The sequence below is a fragment of the Demequina zhanjiangensis genome (genome assembly GCF_030418315.1).
Taxonomy (GTDB): domain Bacteria; phylum Actinomycetota; class Actinomycetes; order Actinomycetales; family Demequinaceae; genus Demequina; species Demequina zhanjiangensis.
In genome coordinates this window covers 247,626-263,317 of the sequence record NZ_JAUHPV010000002.1, presented here as the reverse complement: position 1 = coordinate 263,317, position 15,692 = coordinate 247,626, and the positions used below count along the sequence as shown (strand labels likewise).

Below are 15,692 nucleotides of genomic sequence, written 5' to 3'. Positions count from 1 at the left end.
TGATGCTCCGCACGCTCTACCTCAAGTCGATCCGCGACCGGTGGATCGGTGCGCTGATCGGCGTCGCAGCGCTCACTGCAACGGCGCTGCTGAGCATGTGGGCCTACTCGGGCATGGGCGACGAGGTCCTCACCTTCTTCGACCAGATGCCCGAGTTCTACTCGACGGCGATCGGTCTCAGCTCCGTCGGCGGCGTGACGATGCTGATGATGAGCATGATGCTCAACTTCCTGGGCCCCTTCGTGATCGCAGGGATCGCCATCTCGATCGGCGCGGCCACGTTCGCGGGCGAGGAGCGCACCGGCACCGTCAACATCCTGACCACGGTGCCCCGCTCGCGTCGGCGGCTGCTGTGGTCCAAGACGGCGGCCATGGTCACCGTGCTTCTGGGCGCGGGCCTCGCGAGCTGGGGCGGCTACGCCCTCTCGGTGGTCGCTTTCGGGGAGACGACAGAGGGCGTCGACGTCGGGGCGGCGACGGTGCACGTGCTCGCGGTGTCGTTGCTGTTCGGCTCGCTCGCCCTGATGCTCAGCACGTCGACCGGCCAGCAGGCGCTCGGATCGGGAGTGGCCACGGGCCTGCTCGTCCTGTCGTTCCTGATCTCCGGGGTGGTGCCCCTCATCTCCGGGTGGGAGGACTGGGCGCAGATCTCCCCCTGGTACTACATCTCCGACGGCGACCCCCTGGCGAACGGCGTGCAATGGACGCCCGTGCTGTGGATGCTCGCGGGATCCGTGGTGCTGATCGCGGTCGCGTTCCTCACGTTGGACGCCCGCGACCTGAAGTCCGGCGAGGGGCGGCTGCCGCTCGTCGAACGCGTGACCGGCGACCCGCGGGTGGAGAAGGCGCTCGCCATGCTGCGCGGCCGTTCGAACGCGACCGGGGTGGTGGGCATCACCATGGCCGAGGGTCGTGCCGCGCTCACGATCGCGGGCGGCGGCATCTTCCTCATGATGTTCGCCCTGGGCCCGCTGTTCCTCGCGGTGTCCGACTTCGTGGGTGAGTTCGCATCGGCCTTCCCGGACTCGATCATGGCGCTCGTCGGCTTCGCCGACTACTCGACGCCCGAGGGCTGGTACCACGGTGAGGGGCTGAGCATCGTGGCGCCCGTCGCGGTGGCTGTCGTGGCGATCGGTCGCGGCGCGAGCCTCGCGCTCGAGGAGCGGACGCGTCGCGTCAGCTTCGTGATGGGCAGCCCGATCTCGCGTGCCGCCTTCGCGTGGCGCAAGCTTGCGGCCGCGGTGCTGATGGCCGCGGGCGCGGGTGCGCTCGCGGGAGCAGGCATGGCGGCGGGCAACCTCGTCGCAGGCCTGGGCCTCGACTGGGGCAACGTCGCCGGCGCGACCCTCTCACTGATGCTGCTGGGGACGACGCTCGCCGCCGTCGCGTTCCTCGGCGGCGCGCTGAGCGGCAACCCGTCGGTGGCGAACGGCGCGGGCATCGGCGTAGCGATCGTCGGGTGGGCGGTGGCGTCCTTCGCGGAGATCAACGACGCGCTCGAGCCGTGGGCCCGGCTGTCGCCGTTCTACTACTACTCGTCGAACGTCCCGCTCGAGAACGGGCTGATCTGGTGGCATGTGGGTGTGCTGGCGGTCGCGACGGCGGTGCTCGGGTCCGCGGGCGTCTGGGCCTACACGCGGCGCGACCTCAGGGGCTGAACCGCCCCGTCGGGCTCGCGCCCCACGCTCAGATGTGGCTCTTGTTCCACCGGCCCCGCGAGCGGTAGCGTTCCCGGGTGCCGCGCAGCGGTCGAAGGGGGACAGCATGACCGATCAGCCTCAGCAGCCGCCCGCCCCGGACCCGTGGTCCGCGCCTGGCGGGACGGATGCTCCGGACGCGTTCGCTGCGCCAGGACAGACGTGGAGCCCGCAGGGCACGCCCGCTCAGCACCCGTCGGTCTCGCCGCAGGGACAGGACCACACCGTGCAGGGCCAGCCCTCCGCCGGACAGTGGCCCGCGCCTCCCCAGCCTGCGCCCGCGTGGGGTCAGCCCATGCAGGCACCGCAGGCGGCCCCCTACGGTCAGCAGGTGCCCTACGGCCAGCCCGGTCCGTACGGCCAGCCGCAGTGGGGGCAGCCGCCCGTTCCCGAGGAGCCCAAGCGCAGCACCGTCGGCCTGATCGGCGTCATCCTCGCCGTGGTGGGGCTCGGCCTCGCCTTCCTCGGCATCTTCGCGTTCACGTCGTGGTTCTTCACGATCCCCGCGTTGGTGCTCGCGATCATCGGTCTGGCCCGCAAGCGCGACCGCAACCTGCTGCCGGTGATCGCACTCGTGGCGTCGATCGTGGCGATGGTCGTGTCCATCGTCGTGTTCGTGGACAGCGCCGAGGACGAGTTCGGCGACTTCTTCGACAGCACGCTGTTCTCCGGCGGCCCTGCGGGTGCGACGGGCCCGGATGGGGAACCCGGGCTCGGTTCGGTCGAGGACCCGATCGCGGCGGGCACGCCGTTCAGCTACGACTCGGCGTGGATCGGCGAGGACGCGACCGTGTGGGAGGTGACCGTCGACGGGTACATGCCGCTGCCTGAGTCCACGTGGACCGGGCCCGGTCGGTGCATCGCAGTGGTCGGTGGCGTCACACCGACGTATGTGCCTGAGGGGCAGCGCACGTCCTCGTTGATCGACACTCCGAACGCCTACGCGATCGTGGACGGCGAGGTCTACGAGGGCAATCAGAACTGCGACACCGGCGAGCTCGTTGCCCTGGGCTACGGGCACCTGTGGAGCGCCGAGGTTCCCGAGAACACGCTCTACCTCTACTACTACGACATCTGGATCCCCGAGGACGTGACCGGTGACATCCAAGCGCTCGTGATCGGCGACCCGAGTCTTGACGGCTCCGTCTACGTCGAGGCAGCCGAGCTGCCATACGTGGGCGCCGACCCCGAGAGCTCGCTCGATGGCGCGGCGGGCGCCTCCGCTCCGGATGGCCTCGAGCTCGTGTCCGCCGGGGAGGCGTTCTCCTACGAGTCGTGGTGGGGCGTGGGTGAGGACGCGTGGGAGGTCGTGATCGACGGCTACATCGACCTGCCGACCCCCGACGGCGAGGACAGCGGCGAGTGCAAGGCGATCGTCGGGACCATCACGCCGACCTCGATCGCGACCGGGACGGTGTCGGACTGGGCTGCGACCCCGGACCTCTACCTCGTCGCCGGCGGCGAGAGCCACTTCGGGTACGCGAACTGCGACTGGACCGGCACTGGGCTGAGCGGCTACGAGTCCCTGTGGGACGCGGAGGTGTCGGTGGGGACCGAGTACTTCTTCTACGACATCGTCCAGGTCCCCGTGGAGGTCGCGGCCGACGTCGAGGCGATCCAGGTGGGTGACCCCGATTTCGACGACGTGGTGACCTACGTCGAGGCGCTGCCGATCGCACCGTGACCGGCATCGTCCGGCGTGATCGCGTCGCGTCCTTCGGCATACTCGACTGATGACCCGCCGCGACCTCCTTCGAGCCGTCCTGCCCGGCCTCGTCGTCTCCGGGCTGGCCGTGTGGGCCTTCGCGGGCCTGCTCGACGCGCTGCTCGAGCAGGAGGACCTGTACGTGGTCGACCAGCCTCTCGTGGACTGGCTCGCGTCGCACCGGACCGAATGGCTCACGACGACGCTGACCGCGATCACGAACGCCTTCGGACCCGTGATCCTGCCGATCGTGGTGGGCGTGGTGTGCGCGATCTGGGGCGCGCGCAGCAGGCAGTGGCGAGACCCGCTGCTCCTCGCGGGGGCGATGGTGCTGTCCACTCTCATCGCGATGATCGTGAAGGCGATCATCGAGCGGCCCCGGCCGGACGAGTCGTTGCAGGTGATCCCGGGCCTCGAGACGTCCTTCTCGTTCCCGTCAGGGCACACGACGGGCGCGGCCACGCTCGTGCTGGTGCTCGGGTACCTGGTGCTGCGGCGTCGGCACCCCCGGAAGTCGCTTGTGGCGTGGGCGGTGCTGTCCGTCGTCGTCATCGTGCTGGTGGGAGGAAGCCGCCTGTACCTGGGCTATCACTTCTTCACCGACGTGCTCGCCGGGGCGAGCCTGGGGGTATTCACGCTCGGGCTGGTGGCCAGCGTGGACAGGTGGCTGGACCTGCGCGAGCGCGCCGCACGGGAAGCAGACGGCGCGGCGCAGCGTTGACGTAGCCCGGCGCCACCCGGTGCCTCGGTCGCGCGACCGCCGATCGCGGGTTAGCGTGGAGGCCATCCTCAACGTTGGGAAGAACCAGTCGGCGCGCGCGGAAGCGTCGTGCACAGGCTCTGGGGGCGGAAGGGAGAACGAGTATGTGGTGGAGATTCGCGCAAGCGGTACGGCGCGGTGAGCACAGGCTGTCGATCACGACGTGGCTCACGGCGATCACTGCAGTGCTGTACACGCTGCTGCCCGTGGATCTGATCCCCGAGCTGTTCCTGGGACCTTTCGGGTTCATCGACGACCTGGGCCTGTGGGGCGTGGTCGTCATGCTCGCCACGCGCGAGAAGCAGCAGTGGGAGGCAGGTTGGAAGGGCGGCGCGCGCGTCGTCGACGCAGAGCCCGTCTGACCCTCCTCAGCGTCGTCCCCAGGGGCGGTTCTGTCGCCGTCCGCGAGTAGGGTGGCAGGCATGCCGACGACGCCTTTCGACTCCCTTGACGACTACATCTCGATCCCTCGCGTGGAGGGCCTCGCGCTGAGCCCCGACGGTGCTCGCGCCGCCCTCACCGTCGCGTCGCTGAGCGAGGACAAGACCTCCTACGAGCGGGCGCTCTGGGCGGTCCCGGCCGACGGTTCAGGCACACCCGTGCGTCTCACGCGTTCGGCGAAGGGCGAGGGTGGTGCGGCGTACACGTCCGCGGGCGACCTGCTGTTCGTGTCGGCCCGCCCGGGCGCCGGCGAGGATGACGTGCCGCAGCTGTGGGTGCTGCCTGCGGCCGGCGGCGAGGCTCGGCCGGTGACGGCGCTCGCCGGAGGTGTGTCCGGCCTCGTGGCCGTCGCCGAGTCCGCGCCTGTGGTCGTCATCGCGGCGCCGCTGATGCGCTCGGCCGAGACGCTTGAGGACGACACCAAGATCCGTGCCGACCGCAAGAAGAAGAAGGTCAACGCGATCCTCCACGAGGCCTACCCGGTGCGCCACTGGGACCACGACCTCGGCCCGGACGAGACGCACCTGCTCGCGATCGACCTGAGCGACCTGCCCGCGGAGACGCCAGGGATGGAGAACGCGGAGATGCCGTCGGATGGTCCGGCTCCCTACCCGGGCTGGCTTCCGCGCCCGGTGGACCTGACGCCGCACCCCGGCCGCTCCGCCGACGTTGACGGCGCTGCGCTGTCCGCAGACGGCACGACGCTGGTCGCCGCCATGCCGACGCCTGAGGGCCGAGGCTCACGCGCCCGCCTCGTCTCGATCGACGTCGCGACCGGAGCGCACACCGTCCTCTTCGACGAGGCCCACGTGGACCACGCCGTCCCCGCGATCAGCCCCGACGGGTCCATGCTCGCGCACATCCGGATGCCCAAGGCCGACCCGAACGGGCCGACCGACCAGGAGCTGTGGCTCAGCGGCATCGACGGCTCGCAGCCGCGCCGCGTCGCCGAGGGCTGGGACCGCTGGCCTGGCGAGATCGCCTTCACGGTGGACGGCACTGCTCTGATCACCGCGACCGACCAGGACGGCCGAGCGCCGATCTTCCGCATCCCGCTCGACGGCTCGCCCGTCGAGACCGTCGTCGCTGACGACAACGCGTACACGGCGGTCGCGCTCGACCGCACGGGCGCGGGGCTGGTGGCGCTGCGCTCGTCGTACATGGCTCCCGCGCACCCGGTGCGCGTCGATTTCGACGGCGCCGTCACGGAGTTCGCGACACCCGCGCCGGTGCCCGCTGTGCCCGGGACCCTGACCGAGGTCGAGACTGTCGCGGAGGACGGCGCGCGTGTGCGCGCCTGGCTCGTACTGCCCGACGGCGCGTCGGCCGAGAAGCCCGCGCCGCTGCTGCTGTGGATCCACGGCGGGCCGCTCGGCTCGTGGAACGCGTGGTCGTGGCGCTGGAACCCGCTGCTGGCCGCCGCTCGCGGCTATGCCGTGCTGCTCCCGGACCCCGCGCTGTCGACCGGCTACGGCCTCGACTTCATCGCGCGCGGCTGGAACTCGTGGGGCGACAAGCCGTTCACCGACCTCATGTCCATCACCGACGCCGCCGTCGCGCGTGACGACATCGACGAGCAGCGCACCGCCGCGATGGGCGGCTCCTTCGGTGGCTACATGGCCAACTGGGTGGCCGGCCACACCGACCGCTTCAAGGCGATCGTCACCCACGCGAGCCTGTGGGCCATGGACCAGTTCGGTCCCACCACGGACCACGCCGAGTACTGGCAGGAGATCTTCACGCCCGAGTCGGCGCTCGAGAACTCGCCGCACCGCTTCGTGCAGGACATCGTGAGCCCCATGCTCATCATCCACGGCGACAAGGACTACCGCGTGCCGATCGGGGAGGGCCTGCGTCTGTGGGCCGAGCTGTCCGCGCACTTCATGGACGAGGACGGCTCCATGCCGCACAAGTTCCTGTACTTCCCGGACGAGAACCACTGGATCCTCAAGCCGCAGCACGCGGTCGTCTGGTACGAGACGGTGTTCGCGTTCCTCGGCGAGCACGTGCTGCACCAGATGCCCGAGCGTCCCTCGATCCTCGGCTAGCGCATGCGAAAGGCCCGGCGGGCTGTCCCGCCGGGCCTTCGCGCGTCTGCTGTGGGTGAGGCGCTACGCCTGGTCGTCCACCACGTCGTCCTGGTCCACGATCTGGATGGACTGCGTCGTGGCGGGAGCGTCGTCGGACGACTCCTCCGGAGCGGCTGCGGCGGCGGTCGCACCGCCTACCGAGAGGCCCGCGGCGGCGCCGAGGGCGACGGCGCGCATCGTGGTGCGGTGGACGACGGACATGCGTCGGGGGACGGTCATGTGCGCTCCTACGTCGACGCCGCGCTGGTCGCGACTCTCACCCCTCCAACGGTCTGAGGGGCGTTTCTGTTTCCATGCGGATCGTGAAGTATCTCGAGTGCGGGTCCTCCGTGTAGTCCGCGAACGGGCCTGTCGCGGTGAATCCTGCACGCGTGTAGAGCCGATGTGCGGGGCCGAAGAACTCCTGCGTCCCCGTCTCGAGGCTGACCTGGGAGTAGCCCCGGTCGCGCGCCGTGCTGAGGAGCTCGCGAAGCACTGCGGCGGCGACGCCCTTCCCTCGCGCGGCCTCCGCCGTGCGCATCGACTTGATCTCGCCGTGGCTCGCATCGAGCTCGGCGATCGCGCCCACGCCCAGCAGCGTCCCGTCGTCGTCCCTTGCGGCGAGGAAGACGATGCCGGGCTTCTTCAGGCGGGTGACGTCCAACGCGTGGACGGACTCGGCAGGCGAGGTGGCGTGCATGTCGCGCAGGTGCTCCTCAAGCAGTGCGACGACGTCCGGCATCGCCGGATCTTCCGGGGTGATCCGCATGGATCGAATCGTCTCACTGAAGCGGCACCGGGTACACGGTTGTCGCTCTCCGGGTACACGTGTGTCGCCCGTGAACGGCCCGCCCACGTGCGGGTCACTCAGCGTCGCATTCGCGCCGCTTCCGGCTGTTCGGGGTCACTCAGCGTCGCTTCCGAGCCGCTTCCGGCTGTTCGGGGTCGCTCAGCGCCGCTGTGGCCCGCTCGTGAACGCAGCTACGCGCCTCGCGGCACGTACATGATCACCGCGGCGCCCGCGAGGCAGATCAGCGCCCCGATCACGTCCCAGCGGTCGGGGCGGAACCCGTCGGCCACGACTCCCCACAGGATCGAGCCGACGATGAAGACCCCGCCGTACGTGGCCAGCACTCGCGCGAAGTTCGCATCGGGCTGGAACGCCGCGAACACTCCGTACAGGCCGAGCGCGATCACGCCTCCGCCGACCCACAGCCAGCCACGATGCTCCCGCAGGCCCTGCCACACCAGCCATGCGCCGCCGATCTCGAACAGGGCGGCGACCACGAACAGCAGCGCGGACTTGAGGAAGAACATGAGGCCCCCGGGTTGGGATCGTGGCATGAACGCTAGCGGAGCAGCGAGGTCGAACACGAGTTGCGGCGCGCGCTCGTCGCAGGGCGGGAACGGTAGCCGAGTGGGACGATGGAGGTGACGACGCGCACGTCGCGACGTCGCTGAGGAGGTCCCCGATGGCGGCCGTACCTACTGATGCGTCAGGGCGCGCACCTGGCGCCCGCGATGGCTTGCTCACCCGCGCGCTGCTTTCGGGCGAGGTGACCTTCGTGCTTGCGTCCGCCCTCCTCGTCCCGGTGATGTCCTGGGCGGCGTCCGCGACCTATCCCGATGGCAGCGCGGCGATGGTGGGTGGGATCAGCCTCGTCGTCGGGATCATCTACGCCTTGATCGGCGCGTTGATCGCTGTGCCGGTGCTGACGCGCCTGCTCGCGCGACGCCTGTCCCACCGCGCGCAGGGCTGGTCCTCCGGAACGAACGCGCTGGCGCACGCCGGGATCGCAGCGGCTGTCGCGCTCCCGTTGCCACTGTTCGGGTGGGTGATGCAGACGGTGCAGAACGGAGGCATGGATCTGCCGTCCGACCTGTTCGTGATCGGCGTGTTCGCGGCGCCGGCGATCGTCGGAGCGGCGCTCGCGCCGACGGTGGACCGCTGGGCCGCTCGCGATGCTGGTCGCGGTTCTCGGTTGGTGATTCTTGGGGTTGCGGCGCTCGTGCTGGTGCTCGTGGCCGTGGTGGCGCTGACCCTCGCGTTCTAGCGGCGGAGCGAGCCGACGAGGCACGGAAGACGCCGGCAAGCCCGGTAGTTCTCAATCCACCCCGTTCTCCTGCGGCGCTCGACGGCAGTGCTGCGCGCAAAGCAGTACGCGTGCGGATGTGTGCACGCCCTACGATCCAAGCGTGGCAAGGCTGCCCGCTGGGCGTTGCCGTGGTGTGGGTGTGATGCCACGATCCGTGTATGAGTTTCGACATCTACGTGCAGGGATTCGGCGACGATCCGGTCGACATGGCGGCGACAATCGGCCCGATTCTTGCGCCGCTGCTGAGTGTGGACGGGTTATCTATCAGCACCGGCGACGGGAGTGCAGATGTATACGGTGCGCGCAAGTCGCCGATGAATGGACTCATGTTCAACCACGTCGCTGGAAAGAGGGCGTGGGAGGTCATCTTCGAGGTTGCGAAGGCGGCGGACTGGGTTGTCATCCCAGTGGGTGGACCGGTATGCCTTGTCGGCGAGCATCAGTTGGCGGCCCTGCCTGCGGAGCTTCGCGACGTTCCCGTTGAGGTCGTGCACTCCGGCCAGGAGTTGCTCGGGGCCGTGAGCGAGGCATGAGGATCGAGCGAGTCGCCGACGCCTATGGTTCGAGTCGAGTGGCACGCGATGCACGCAGGCGTGACCTCATGACCCTGGTCGCGTCCGTCGCCGTGGGCGGAGCCTGCATGACGATCCTCCTGATCGGCGAGCCGCGAGGCGCGACTGCCGGGTTCCTCGCGCTCGCTGTGACATGGTTCGCCATCCAGGTCCCTGTGTGCGTCACCCGACTTCTCTTGGCCCCGCGTCAGGTGAGCGGCCGGCTCGGTTCCCTCTACCTTCTCCGCACGGGTGAGCGTGCGTTCCTGTTCACGCCGCCCGGTATCGACCTTCTCCGAAGCGTGCCGTTGGACCGTATCCGGCCCGGCTTCACGATCGGAGCCCGACGTGGCCGCGCCGTCATCGTGGCGCCATGGGGCAGTCGGCTGCTCGAGTTCGTCGTCGCGCTGCATCCCTCGGATGTCGCGCGCCTCATCGATGGGCTGGTCAGGACATCACCGCAACGGTGACCTGAGCTCAAGCGGAGCGCCGACGGATTGCCCGCACGCAGGGAGTTGCGGGTCTTGGTGCGGGCGTGGTCACGCGCCCGAGTCGCACGCGGGCATCGTCTCCACGTAGCGCTCGCCGCGGCCCCAGAACCTCCACCAAGGCGAAGGCCTCCATCGCCGGATGGTGAACGTGACCGGGATCCGGTACGTGCGGCAGGACTCGTACCAGCCCCAGGCATCGATCTGTTCCCACGTGTCGCGCGTGACCAGCGCGGCCGCCTCGTCGCGCAAGGCATCGAAACCGCGCTGCGTGGCGATCATGAGCGCCGCCATCAGAGCGTTGAGCCGCGCATGGGACGACGGCGGCATCGCAGCGCCCTTGGCCAGCAGCATCCGGGGAAGTGAATCTCCTTCGAACGGCAGCGACAGGAGGTCGCTCAGCAAGAGGAGGGCCTCGTCGTCCATCGCGCGCCGGTCGGCAGTTGACCTTCCGTACCAGAGCGGGTTCCCGAGAGCCTCCGCGAAGTAGATGGTCGCCACGAAGCTGAGCGCACCATCGGAGCGGAGATCAAGTTGCGGGGTGAGCGTGCTCGGGTGGTCGTCGTGCGTCATCCGGTTGATCCATGCCGCCAACTGGAGATCGGAGCCTGAGAGGACTGCGCCACCTTCGCCGTCGGGCGTGAAGCCTCTCTCAGTCAGCAGCTGATCAGTCTTCGGAAGCCACCGTCGCACTGTGGGCAGATTCGACACCCCCACCCCCGGTTCCTGTGTCAGCCAGAGTCTAGGGTTTCGAGACCCCGGACGCGTGTGCCGTCACGCGCCGTCGTAGCGTTTCCGCTACGTGAGTTCGGGGACGAGGCTCCGCAGCCACGCGAGTGCAGGCTTGGCCTGCCCACGCTGGAACTCGCGAAGTCCAGGCAATGACGGCACGTCCGGCTCAGTGCCCGCCTGCGTGAAGTAGCCGGTGATTGTCGTGACGAGAGCGACCTCTGCATCGCGCGTGGCCTTGTTCGCCACCGGGTTCGCGTGGAACAGCTGCCGAGCCGGGATGCCTGTCTGCATGGATAGCCCACAGCTCGCCGACAGCGCGTCGAGCCATGGCGCGCCGACGCAGGCCCACGGCCAGTCGACTGCCACGACCGCACCGTCGGCCCGTCGCACCATGTTGTCCATTCGCAGGTCAGCATGCACGAGAGCGGCGCCCTGCGACAGCGCGGGGGCGGCAGCCTCCCAGCTGCAGAGCTCGTCCGCGTGGCGAGCGACCCAGCCTGAGTGCTCGCCGACGTGAGTGAGGCGGCTGTCGCAGTCCTTCGAGTCGAAGAGTCTCGCCCAGCGGTCGAAGAGGTCCGAAAGCGCCTCCGAGAACGGTTCGAGGCGCTCGCCGGCGACAGTGACGCGCGAACCGTCGATCGCCGCGACCTTGCTGTAGAGGCCGGCGGCTTCCTCACGGTCCCGAGCAGACCGCGGGTCAAGGGGTCGGCCGAGCATCGCCTCGAAGCCGAGCAGGTGCCAGCCATCGAGGTCGTCCTCCCACAGCAGCGGGGCCATGGGCGTCGACTCGGGGAGAGCGCGCGCCACTTTCGCCTCACGGCGGTTCAGCCAGATCGAGTGCGGGTGGTCCGTCTCGTTCATCGCCTTGGCGAAGACGTGCCGCCCGTCGTCGAGACGAAGCACGCCGGCGAAACCTGGGCTGAACCCCGTGGTGGAGGTGTCAGCGAACCTGACGGGCGCACCCGCGAGGTCGCCGATGCGCTGCTGAACTGCCTCGGGCAGCCCCTCCCAACGCAGCCGCGCGGGATTGCGTGGCTCGGGCACTGAGGAAGAGGGGCTACTCATCGCCTCACCCTAGTGGCGTCGAGAACTCGCGAAAAGGCCTGGTGAAGGGGCAGACGACGTGGCAGGCTTGGCGCACACCGCGCCAGGGGAGCGCGGACGGATTCGGGGGGATCTGATGCGCGAGCGAAGCGGTGCGGCCACGTGGTGGGCGGTAGGCGTCGTGGCGGTCATGGTGGCGGTGGCCGGGTGCTCTGCAGCCGCATCGGAGCAGACACCTTCGGCAGAGGCGTCGGCGACGGCAGCGACCGCGGGCCGAGAGGGGCTGGGCCCGACCGCAGAGCCGAGCGTGGCTGCCGCCGACGGGTCAGGGCAGCTCGCGACGAGCTTCGACGACACGGAGCTCAGCACCACCGTCGTCGATCTCGCCGTCGTGGGTGGCGTCGACGTCGTCCCTGGCCTGTATCGCGCGGTGGGCGATATCGAGGCTGACCCGGGCAACAACGGTGCGCTGTTCGACCGCAGCTGCAAGTGGGGGCTGTACGAGGGCGCCGAGCGCGGGCTCGAGAACATCGTCATGGCGCGAGGCACGGACGGAGGTCATCCGGTCATGCGCATCGCGGAGGGGCAGCGCGCCTACACGCAGTGGTGCGGGGCATGGGAGCTGGTCGATGAGGCGAACCCTCCGACCGAGTTCCCCGACACCTTCGACGACGGCTACTGGGTGGTGGGGCTCGACATCGCTCCAGGCACGTACGAGGGCACGGCGGTGCCCGATCCCGACGACGTGGACACATGGTGCGGGTGGACGGTGTGGTCGACGTTCGAGGTCGAGGCAGAGGGCGTCGACTACGAGCTCGTGATGGAGGCGACCACCAGCACGGCGACGGTCCAGGAGGGCCAGGTGCTCACGTCGGACGTGTGTGGGCCCTGGGTGCGGGTGGAGTGACCCGCGTGGTGGCGGTGGCTGACCCGGAACGTCGGGAACGGGCGCAGAAGCGGCGGTGGGTGACCCGCCGGGCGTGCCGGGAGAGTGGCGCGCCCAGCGGGAAGATCACCGGCCGAACGGAGTGGCTCAGTCGGACTTGCCGCTGGCCAGCCCGTCCTTGATGGCGTCCATGACCGACGAGTCGGCGAGGGTCGTGACATCCCCGACGGGTCGGTTCTCGGCCACGTCGCGCAGCAGGCGCCGCATGATCTTGCCGGACCGGGTCTTCGGCACCTCGGACACCACGAGGATGTCGCGCGGCTTGGCGAGCGGGCCGATCTCCTTGCGGACGTGCGTGCGGAGCGCGTCCGCGATGGCCGCCCCGTCGTCCGGGACCCCCTCAGCATCGCCTCGCACGATGACGAAGGCGACCACCGCCTGACCCGTGATCGCGTCGGTCGCCCCCACGACCGCCGCCTCGGCCACCCACGGATGCGCGACGAGCACGTGCTCGATCTCCGTGGTGGTGAGCCTGTGTCCCGAGACGTTCATGACGTCGTCCACGCGGCCGAGCAGCCACAGGTCGCCGTCGATGTCCTTCTTGGCGCCGTCGCCGGCGAAGTACATGCCGTCGAAGCGGTTCCAGTAGGTGCGGGCGAAGCGGGCGCGGTCGCCCCAGATGCCGCGCAGCATGGACGGCCAGGGCTCCTTGATGACCAGGTAGCCGCCCTCACCGCCGCGGACGGGTCGACCCTCGTCGTCCACCACGTCGGCCGCGATGCCTGGCATGGCCGTCATGGCGGAGCCGGGCTTGGTGGCAGTGACGCCGGGAAGGGGGGAGATCATGATGGAGCCAGTCTCGGTCTGCCACCACGTGTCGACGATGGGGCAGCGCTCGCCGCCGATGACGCGGCGGTACCACATCCACGCCTCGGGGTTGATGGGCTCGCCCACGCTTCCCAGGAGCCGGAGCGAGCTGAGGTCGAAGCCGTCCGGGATGGACTCGCCCCACTTCATGAACGTGCGGATCGCGGTGGGCGCGGTGTAGAAGATCGTGACGCCGTACTCCTGGATGATCTCCCACCATCGCCCCTGGTGCGGGGTGTCAGGAGTGCCCTCGTAGAGCACCTGCGTGGCGCCGTTGATCATGGGGCCGTAGACGATGTACGTGTGGCCGGTGATCCAGCCGACGTCGGCGGAGCACCAGTAGACGTCGGTCTCCGGCTTGAGGTCGAACACGATCCGATGCGTGTGCGCGGCGCCCGTGAGATAGCCGCCGGTCGAGTGCCACAGGCCCTTGGGGGCGCCGGTGGTGCCGGACGTGTAGAGGATGAACAGGGGGTGCTCGGCGTCGACCCACTCGGGCTCGTGCTCGGCCGGCTGCGGGTCTACGACGTCGTGCCACCAGACGTCACGCTCATCGGTCCACTCGGTGGGCTGGCCCGTGCGCTTCACGACCAGGACGTGCTCCACCGATGCCGCGAACCCGGGGTGCGCGATCGACGGGGCGAGCGCCTCGTCGACCAGGGGCTTGAGGGGCAGGTGGGAGCCGCGCCGGTTGCCACCGTCGGCCGTGATGACCAGCTTGGCCTCGGCGTCGTCGATGCGCTGACGCAGGCTCGCGGCGGAGAAGCCGCCGAAGACGACCGAGTGGATCGCGCCGATGCGCGCGCACGCCAGCATGGCGACCACGGCCTCGGGGATCTGCGGCAGGTAGATGGCGACGCGGTCCCCCTTGCCGACGCCCAGGCTGAGCAGCCCGTTGGCGGCCTTCTGCACGCGCTCGTGCATATCGGAGTAGGTGATCGTCTGGGTGTCGCCGGGCTCGCCGACGAAGTGGAACGCGATCCGGTCGCCGCGGCCCTCGCGCACGTGCCGGTCCACGGCGTTGTCGCAGGCGTTCAGCACGCCGTCGTGGAACCAGCGGGCGACGGGCGCGTCGGACCAGTCGAGGATCTCGGAGAACTCCTCCTTCCACACCAGCCGACGGGCCGCCTCCTTCCAGTACTCCAGCGAGTCCGCCTCGGCCTTCTTGTACTCGAAGAGCGTGGCGTTGGAGTGTGCGGCGAAGGAGGCGAGCGGCGCGAAGCTGCGGCGCTCGGTGTGGAGGTTCTCCAGCGTCACATGGTGGCGTGGGTCGTGCGGACGATCCTCACGGACGTCGTTCGAGCTCGGGGACTCGGCGGGGACTGCAGACGGGGACTCATGGACATCGTTGGCCATGCCCGCCAGGTTAGGCGTGATCCAACGAATCTTCCAGAGTTTGTTAAGCGGCCTGCTAGATCAGGTCAAGAAGCGTGTCGGCGGGCAAGTGCGTGCGGCTCCCGCTGCCCGTCACGGGGCCCGTCAGACGTCTTCGTCCTCGTCGAGGCGCTGCGTCGCCCGGTACAGCCACATGCCCACGAGGAAGCCCACGGCGAGCAGGCCGAGGGTGACCAGCACGTGGCGGCCGCCCACCCCGCTGCGCAGCTCGACAGGCTTGCGGAACCTGAGCATGCCCCAGCCGCGCTCGACCGCCGCGTGCCGGAGCGCGCGGTCGGGGTTGACCGCGAAGCCGTGGCCGACGGCGGCGAGCATCGGCACGTCGGTGACCGAGTCGGAGTAGGCGTAGCTGCCACCGAGGTCGTAGCCGCGCTGGGCGGCGAGGTCGCGGATCGCGTCGGCCTTCGCCTGCCCGTACATGTAGGACGTGATCTTGCCGGTGTAGCGGCCGTCCTCGATCTCGAGTCGGGACGCGAGGATCCCGTCGGCGCCGAGCAGGTCGGCGATCGGCTGGACCACGTCCTCCACGGAGGCGCTGACGATGATCACGTCGCGGCCGTTCATCTGGTGGCGGCGGATCAGGTCCAGCGCCTCGGCGTAGACGACAGGGTCGATGTGCTCGTGCACGGTCTCCGCGACGATCCGCTGGACCGTGGCGACGTCCCACCCCTCGATGAGCTCGCTGAGGGCGTCGCGCAGTCGGCTCGTCTGCCGCTCGTCCGCTCCGCCGATCTGGAAGAGCAGCTGCGCGTAGGCGGCACGCACCGCGTCGGACCGTGTCAGCAGGCCCTCGTCAAGGAACGACCGGCCGAACGCGGACGACGAGCTCGTCGCGATGATGGTCTTGTCCAGGTCGAAGAACGCCGCGGTCCGCACGCGGATGTGCGTGCCCCGCCGGCCTCGTGCGTGGCTGGCCATGGCCCTACCTCCCCTATCGGGGACAGCGTAGCCCGGGAACAGG

The 15,692-nt window shown here is 69.7% G+C and carries 16 protein-coding genes; 9 read left to right on the top strand and 7 right to left on the bottom strand.

Annotated elements, in window-relative coordinates; genetic code table 11:
- The first annotated feature begins 2 nt into the window (after positions 1-2).
- The 5 genes from QQX04_RS03835 to QQX04_RS03815 all read left to right on the top strand — a co-directional run bounded on the left by QQX04_RS03835 (position 3) and on the right by QQX04_RS03815 (position 6,651).
- Complete coding sequence (locus QQX04_RS03835; RefSeq protein WP_301126437.1) at positions 3-1,658, top strand: efflux permease Rv1217c-related protein; 1,656 nt, start codon at positions 3-5, stop codon at positions 1,656-1,658.
- 106 nt (positions 1,659-1,764) lie between these two features.
- A complete protein-coding gene (locus QQX04_RS03830) occupies positions 1,765-3,381 on the top strand; it encodes a hypothetical protein (protein ID WP_301126436.1) in 1,617 nt (538 codons plus the stop codon).
- 49 nt (positions 3,382-3,430) lie between these two features.
- Positions 3,431-4,123 carry a phosphatase PAP2 family protein gene (locus QQX04_RS03825; protein WP_301126435.1) on the top strand — a complete coding sequence of 231 codons (693 nt, stop codon included), beginning with the start codon at positions 3,431-3,433 and terminating at the stop codon, positions 4,121-4,123.
- A 143-nt stretch (positions 4,124-4,266) separates the two neighbouring features.
- Complete coding sequence (locus QQX04_RS03820; protein ID WP_301126434.1) at positions 4,267-4,524, top strand: YkvA family protein; 258 nt, start codon at positions 4,267-4,269, stop codon at positions 4,522-4,524.
- A 60-nt stretch (positions 4,525-4,584) separates the two neighbouring features.
- Positions 4,585-6,651 (top strand): S9 family peptidase, encoded by a 2,067-nt coding sequence (locus QQX04_RS03815; RefSeq protein WP_301126432.1) that lies wholly within the window; start codon positions 4,585-4,587, stop codon positions 6,649-6,651.
- 63 nt (positions 6,652-6,714) lie between these two features.
- Here the strand turns inward: QQX04_RS03815 and QQX04_RS03810 are convergent, their stop codons facing one another.
- The 3 genes from QQX04_RS03810 to QQX04_RS03800 all read right to left on the bottom strand — a co-directional run bounded on the left by QQX04_RS03810 (position 6,715) and on the right by QQX04_RS03800 (position 7,989).
- Positions 6,715-6,912 (bottom strand): hypothetical protein, encoded by a 198-nt coding sequence (locus tag QQX04_RS03810; protein WP_301126431.1) that lies wholly within the window; start codon positions 6,910-6,912, stop codon positions 6,715-6,717.
- Positions 6,913-6,949: 37 nt separating this feature from the next.
- Complete coding sequence (locus QQX04_RS03805; protein ID WP_301126429.1) at positions 6,950-7,441, bottom strand: GNAT family N-acetyltransferase; 492 nt, start codon at positions 7,439-7,441, stop codon at positions 6,950-6,952.
- Positions 7,442-7,653: 212 nt separating this feature from the next.
- Entirely contained in the window at positions 7,654-7,989 is a 336-nt protein-coding gene (locus tag QQX04_RS03800; protein ID WP_301126943.1) for a YnfA family protein, read from the bottom strand.
- Positions 7,990-8,144: 155 nt separating this feature from the next.
- Here QQX04_RS03800 and QQX04_RS03795 point away from each other — a divergent pair, with 155 nt between their 5' ends.
- The 3 genes from QQX04_RS03795 (at position 8,145) to QQX04_RS03785 (ending at position 9,789) form a co-directional block, all read left to right on the top strand.
- Positions 8,145-8,726, top strand: a complete 582-nt coding sequence (locus QQX04_RS03795) for a hypothetical protein (protein WP_301126427.1) — start codon at positions 8,145-8,147, stop codon at positions 8,724-8,726.
- Between the two features lie 200 nt (positions 8,727-8,926).
- A complete protein-coding gene (locus QQX04_RS03790; RefSeq protein ID WP_301126425.1) occupies positions 8,927-9,301 on the top strand; it encodes a hypothetical protein in 375 nt (124 codons plus the stop codon).
- Between the two features lie 68 nt (positions 9,302-9,369).
- Positions 9,370-9,789 (top strand): hypothetical protein, encoded by a 420-nt coding sequence (locus QQX04_RS03785; RefSeq protein WP_301126423.1) that lies wholly within the window; start codon positions 9,370-9,372, stop codon positions 9,787-9,789.
- Positions 9,790-9,858: 69 nt separating this feature from the next.
- Here the strand turns inward: QQX04_RS03785 and QQX04_RS03780 are convergent, their stop codons facing one another.
- The gene (locus QQX04_RS03780; RefSeq protein WP_301126421.1) at positions 9,859-10,380 is read right to left on the bottom strand and encodes a hypothetical protein; all 522 of its coding nucleotides are present in this window, start codon (positions 10,378-10,380) and stop codon (positions 9,859-9,861) included.
- A gap of 225 nt (positions 10,381-10,605) precedes the next feature.
- The gene (locus QQX04_RS03775) at positions 10,606-11,604 is read right to left on the bottom strand and encodes a phosphotransferase family protein (RefSeq protein ID WP_301126420.1); all 999 of its coding nucleotides are present in this window, start codon (positions 11,602-11,604) and stop codon (positions 10,606-10,608) included.
- A gap of 115 nt (positions 11,605-11,719) precedes the next feature.
- Here QQX04_RS03775 and QQX04_RS03770 point away from each other — a divergent pair, with 115 nt between their 5' ends.
- Entirely contained in the window at positions 11,720-12,490 is a 771-nt protein-coding gene (locus QQX04_RS03770; RefSeq protein ID WP_301126417.1) for an Rv1352/Rv1906c domain-containing protein, read from the top strand.
- Between the two features lie 126 nt (positions 12,491-12,616).
- Here the strand turns inward: QQX04_RS03770 and acs are convergent, their stop codons facing one another.
- Together acs and QQX04_RS03760 are read right to left on the bottom strand one after the other, a co-directional pair.
- A complete protein-coding gene (acs, locus tag QQX04_RS03765; protein WP_301126415.1) occupies positions 12,617-14,692 on the bottom strand; it encodes an acetate--CoA ligase in 2,076 nt (691 codons plus the stop codon).
- 123 nt (positions 14,693-14,815) lie between these two features.
- Positions 14,816-15,649, bottom strand: a complete 834-nt coding sequence (locus QQX04_RS03760) for an HAD family hydrolase (RefSeq protein ID WP_301126414.1) — start codon at positions 15,647-15,649, stop codon at positions 14,816-14,818.
- Positions 15,650-15,692 lie beyond the last annotated feature (43 nt).